The following is a 4,134-nucleotide window of genomic DNA, read 5'->3' as shown; positions in this document are numbered from 1 at the left end:
TGATAACCACCCGTTGTTTGGGCATCAGCTAGCAGTATAATAGGTTGACCTTGGTTTGTCACTTGAATTGTACCTGGGATCACACCACTAGAGATCAATTCTTCTGAGGGTGAAAAATCTAGTCTGGTATTCAGGCGACATCCCATTCTATTAGAATCATGATGTAGTTTGTGGCCTTGACCAAAGAAATGAGCAATATTTAATTTAGAAAATAAGTCAAACTCAGGTCCGGGTAGTACCCGAACTCTTATCACATTTGCTAATACCGGACGCTCATTTGTCTCTTTATATTTAATCTCTTTAGTCCTAAACTCGATTGTACTACCCTTGGCAATTACGCTCTCGGAGGTCAATATCTCAGCCTGGTGTGTAGCAGCTGATGCGCTTCCTAACCATTTTGTGACCATCCAGTCACCTGCTACTGCGAGATAAGCTCTGCAACCTGATTGAGCATGGCTAAATTTTAAAATATCTCCATTTTTTAGGTCTAGAGTGCGATGCATAGGCCATTTCTCTCCGTTAATGGTTGGCGCTAGATCAGCACCAGTAAGGGCTACAGTGAGATTGCCTTCAACTTCTATTTCCGGCCCTAATAGAGTTATTTCAATTACAGGTGAATCACTAGGGTTTTGCACTAGTGCGTTTGCAATTCTTGCAGCAGACTTATCCATTGGGCCACTTATAGGTACACCATAGGCTTCAAAACCATACCGACCTGCATCCTGAATAAGTGTTTGCAGCCCGGGTTTTTTGAAATGTAGCTTTGCCTTATTCATAAAGCGAATCGTAATTGAATTCGTTGTTCTTTACTTTGACTTCGATCTTTGAAAATTCGACCCTGTCAATCGAATAAAACTTAGTAGTATCCCCTGTTTCAAACAAAAAAGGATGATCATCTTTGGCTTTAAAACACTCAATTGGTGTGCCCCCGATCAGCTGCCAACCGCCTGGTGCCACAGATGGATAAATGCCGGTTTGTAAACCAGCAATTCCTACTGCTCCTTTTGGTACAGCCCTGCGAGGCTCGTCTCTTCTTGGGCATTTCAATTCTGCTGGTAGCTTACCCATATAGGCAAACCCAGGAATAAAACCCATCATATATACTTGATATGTATGACTCGTATGTAATTTGACGATTTCCTGAGTGGTCAAGCCAGTGATTGTCTTCACTTCTTCTAAATCGGGGGCTATATCAGGATCATAACACACCGGGATTTTTAAAACCCGACCATTTTTCTCAGCAGATATTGATGATTTACAATTTTTACTCTTTGATTCAAGTTCCAGGTAAGAAATTTTATTAGGGTCAAATACAATGGTGAGTGAGCAATAAGCAGGAATCATCGAGAGAACTCCATGCACATCTATAAGTTGTTCTTTTAGAGCTCTTACTTGCTGATTGATAGCAGGATCAATCTCCTGCTTAAACCTGACAAGCATGGCCCGGTCTCCATACGGTATGCAGTCCATCATATCGCGAAAGCTTCTATACTAATATTATTCTCTCTGGCAGTATTTCTTATTGCCTGTAGAATATTCACTGCGGAGGGGTTATCGCCATGTATACATACACTATCAGCAGCAATATCTACCTCTGACATATCGCTCGCTCTTACTTTGCCATGCATGACCATATGCATTACTTGTTTTGCCGCTTCCTGAGGATTTGAAATAACTGCATTTTCTTTGCTTCGAGACTCTAATCGCCCTTCACTTGTATACTTTCTATCTGCAAAAGCTTCTTTTATAAACCTGATGCCTTTTTTCGTAGCTAAGCTTTCTATACCACTTCCAGCAAGACCCATAATGGCCAGTTGATCATCTACAGCCTGAATGGCTTCTATAACTACAGTTGCCTCTTGGTCATCATCTGCAATTGAGTTGTAAAGTGCTCCGTGCGGTTTTACGTATTTCAGCTTACCACCACAACTTTCGGTCATACCTTTGAGAGCAGCTACCTGATATTTAATAATGGCACTAAGCTCTTCCACTGATAATTGCATTTTTCTCCTTCCAAAACCTGCTAAATCAGGATAGGAGGGATGTGCTCCAATTTGCACTCCGTGAGAGATGGCATGTTTAATGGTCTTTTCTATATGGTAAGGGTCACCACCATGAAAGCCACAAGCGATGTTGCATGAGGTGATATAAGGAAACAATTCAGTATCGTTACCAATTTTGAATTGGCCAAAGCTCTCACCCATGTCGCAATTGATATCAATTTTCATAAATTATAATTTTCCTAAAGCTGAAAGTATACTTTTAACCCCCAACCCCAGTGTTATCAATATAACAATTACTCCCAGTACATTAACGGTCGTTGAGTTTGAATATTGGCCCATAATTCGTTTGTCATTCATAATCCAAACCAGGAAACCTGCGATTATAGGCAGTAAAAGGCCATTAGCTACCTGAGCAAAAAGTATAACCGCTGTGGGTTTGAAGCCTAAGGAAGAAAAGATTATACCCAAAATCAATACAAAGGCCCATACGAATCTAAATCGCTTTCCTTTTAAGTTGTGCTTCCACCCAAGTACCTCAGAAGTTGCGTAGGCCGCAGCTAAAGGAGCAGTTACAGAAGACGATAGTCCGGCAGCTAAAAACCCGAAGGCAATGAAATTTGTAGACCAATTGCCTAATAAAGGTCCTAATTGGGAAGAGAGGTCGCCAAAGCTATTTACAGTTTTACCGCTATTTTCAAAGGCTACTGCAGCCGTAATTAAAATAGCCATAGTGATGATGCCACCTAATGTGATTGAAATCACGGTATCCCATCGTGATAGGTTTAGTCCATCTTGTCCGCTCCATTTCTCTTTGCTTGAGGAAGCATGTAAAAATAGGTTGTAAGGCACAACCGTAGTGCCTATAAGTCCAACCACCATAAGAGATGCATCTTTAGGAAGTTTTGGAATAAATAGGTTTGATGCGATCTGACCAAGGTCTGGTTGAAGCATAATGGCTGAAACTAGAAAAACAATACCCATGATACTCACTAAGGCAATGAGTGATCGTTCTATTATTTTGTATTGACCACTATACAAAAGCCCGAAGGCCACCACGCCTATAAGGATTATTAAAGGGTTGATCGTGTAATTATTCCCGAAATCTTCAAACCCTAACACAGCACCTGTAATGTTGCCTGCTTCATAAGCGGCATTACCTACTAGAATGGCACCAATAACCAATACGATTACCCCGACTTTTATAATCGGAATTTTCGGTTTATCTCTCAAAGCTTCACCGACCCCCATACCACCAATCACCCCAAGTCGGGCAGACATTTCCTGTAGAATTATGGTAGCTACGATAGAAAATAGTATAGCCCAAAGCAATGTATAACCATAACCTGCACCGGCAATGGTGGCAGTGGTAACTGTGCCCGGTCCGATAAAAGCTGCTGCTACCATCACACCAGGGCCAAGTTGTTTTAGTTTGTTAAGCATTTAGATTTCGTTATACCCTGGGTTAATATAAGCTTTTATGAAGACATGGGGAGTTGCTTAATAGAAGAAATAATCTTCTCGCTTAAATCAGCGGTAAAGTCAATTTCCTTATAAACCAGATGGTCTTTGTCTTGGAGAAACTGATAATAAACACCCTTGTCGTGGAACCAGTTTAACTCAGGTGCATATGGGTCGTCACTGCCATAATAGAGGTTGACGTGTGTTGCTGGTACCTTGGTTTCGATTCGTAATCGAGTGGATGAAACAGCCCATAAATTCCTTAATCGTAAGCCTGCCAGGGCTGCCTTCCAGGCTATGGTGCCACCGATACTGAAAGCCAATACATCCGTTGACTCTCTGTCTTTTGCCATTAAATGGTTGACTGCTTTGGATATTCCTCCATTTACAAAATGCCTGTGAGCAGCGTCTTCATCTAATTGAGAGCTAATCCCTGCTAAATGTCGTGAGTCATAAACCTCAATTTCATAATGTTGATTCAGTTGAGATATATACCTATCAAGCCAACCATCTAGTCCATGAATGTCAGAAATTATAATAAGTCTAGGCTTCACAGCATGCTAAAATCTTTGAGCTGACTAAAGGTATTTTCATCATTCACTGTAATTTGTATTATTCCAAATGAAGAACGTGCACCATAAAGCAATGTCTTGTTTTTCTCCATTACCTCAAT

5 protein-coding genes are annotated in these 4,134 nt (G+C 41.0%); all 5 read right to left on the bottom strand.

Features of this window, described 5'->3' with window-relative positions:
• The coding region (locus E1176_RS04845) for a 5-oxoprolinase subunit C family protein (protein WP_155209441.1) at positions 1-776 on the bottom strand (776 nt) is incomplete at its 3' end.
• Positions 769-1,473 carry a 5-oxoprolinase subunit PxpB gene (gene pxpB, locus E1176_RS04840; protein ID WP_155209440.1) on the bottom strand — a complete coding sequence of 235 codons (705 nt, stop codon included), beginning with the start codon at positions 1,471-1,473 and terminating at the stop codon, positions 769-771. The genes E1176_RS04845 and pxpB, both read right to left, overlap by 8 nt.
• Positions 1,470-2,228 carry a LamB/YcsF family protein gene (locus E1176_RS04835; protein WP_155209439.1) on the bottom strand — a complete coding sequence of 253 codons (759 nt, stop codon included), beginning with the start codon at positions 2,226-2,228 and terminating at the stop codon, positions 1,470-1,472. Before E1176_RS04835 ends, pxpB begins: the two co-directional genes overlap by 4 nt.
• 3 nt (positions 2,229-2,231) lie before the next feature.
• Positions 2,232-3,443, bottom strand: coding sequence for an Nramp family divalent metal transporter (locus E1176_RS04830; protein WP_155209438.1), 1,212 nt, complete (start codon positions 3,441-3,443; stop codon positions 2,232-2,234).
• A 35-nt stretch (positions 3,444-3,478) separates the two neighbouring features.
• On the bottom strand, positions 3,479-4,015 hold the full coding sequence (locus tag E1176_RS04825; RefSeq protein WP_155209437.1) for an alpha/beta hydrolase: 537 nt from the start codon (positions 4,013-4,015) through the stop codon (positions 3,479-3,481).
• Between the last annotated feature and the right edge of the window lie 119 nt (positions 4,016-4,134).

Origin of the sequence: Fulvivirga aurantia (genome assembly GCF_009711475.1) — a bacterium.
Taxonomy (GTDB): domain Bacteria; phylum Bacteroidota; class Bacteroidia; order Cytophagales; family Cyclobacteriaceae; genus Fulvivirga; species Fulvivirga aurantia.
Note: the sequence above shows the minus strand (reverse complement) of the source record. Positions and strands in the feature narration are given on the sequence as shown.

Bases quoted from the DNA above. Each gene is read 5' to 3' on its own strand.
- pxpB (WP_155209440.1), bottom strand. From the start codon at position 1,473: ATGATGGACTGCATACCGTATGGAGACCGGGCCATGCTTGTCAGGTTT.
- E1176_RS04835 (WP_155209439.1), bottom strand. From the start codon at position 2,228: ATGAAAATTGATATCAATTGCGACATGGGTGAGAGCTTTGGCCAATTC.
- E1176_RS04830 (WP_155209438.1), bottom strand. From the start codon at position 3,443: ATGCTTAACAAACTAAAACAACTTGGCCCTGGTGTGATGGTAGCAGCA.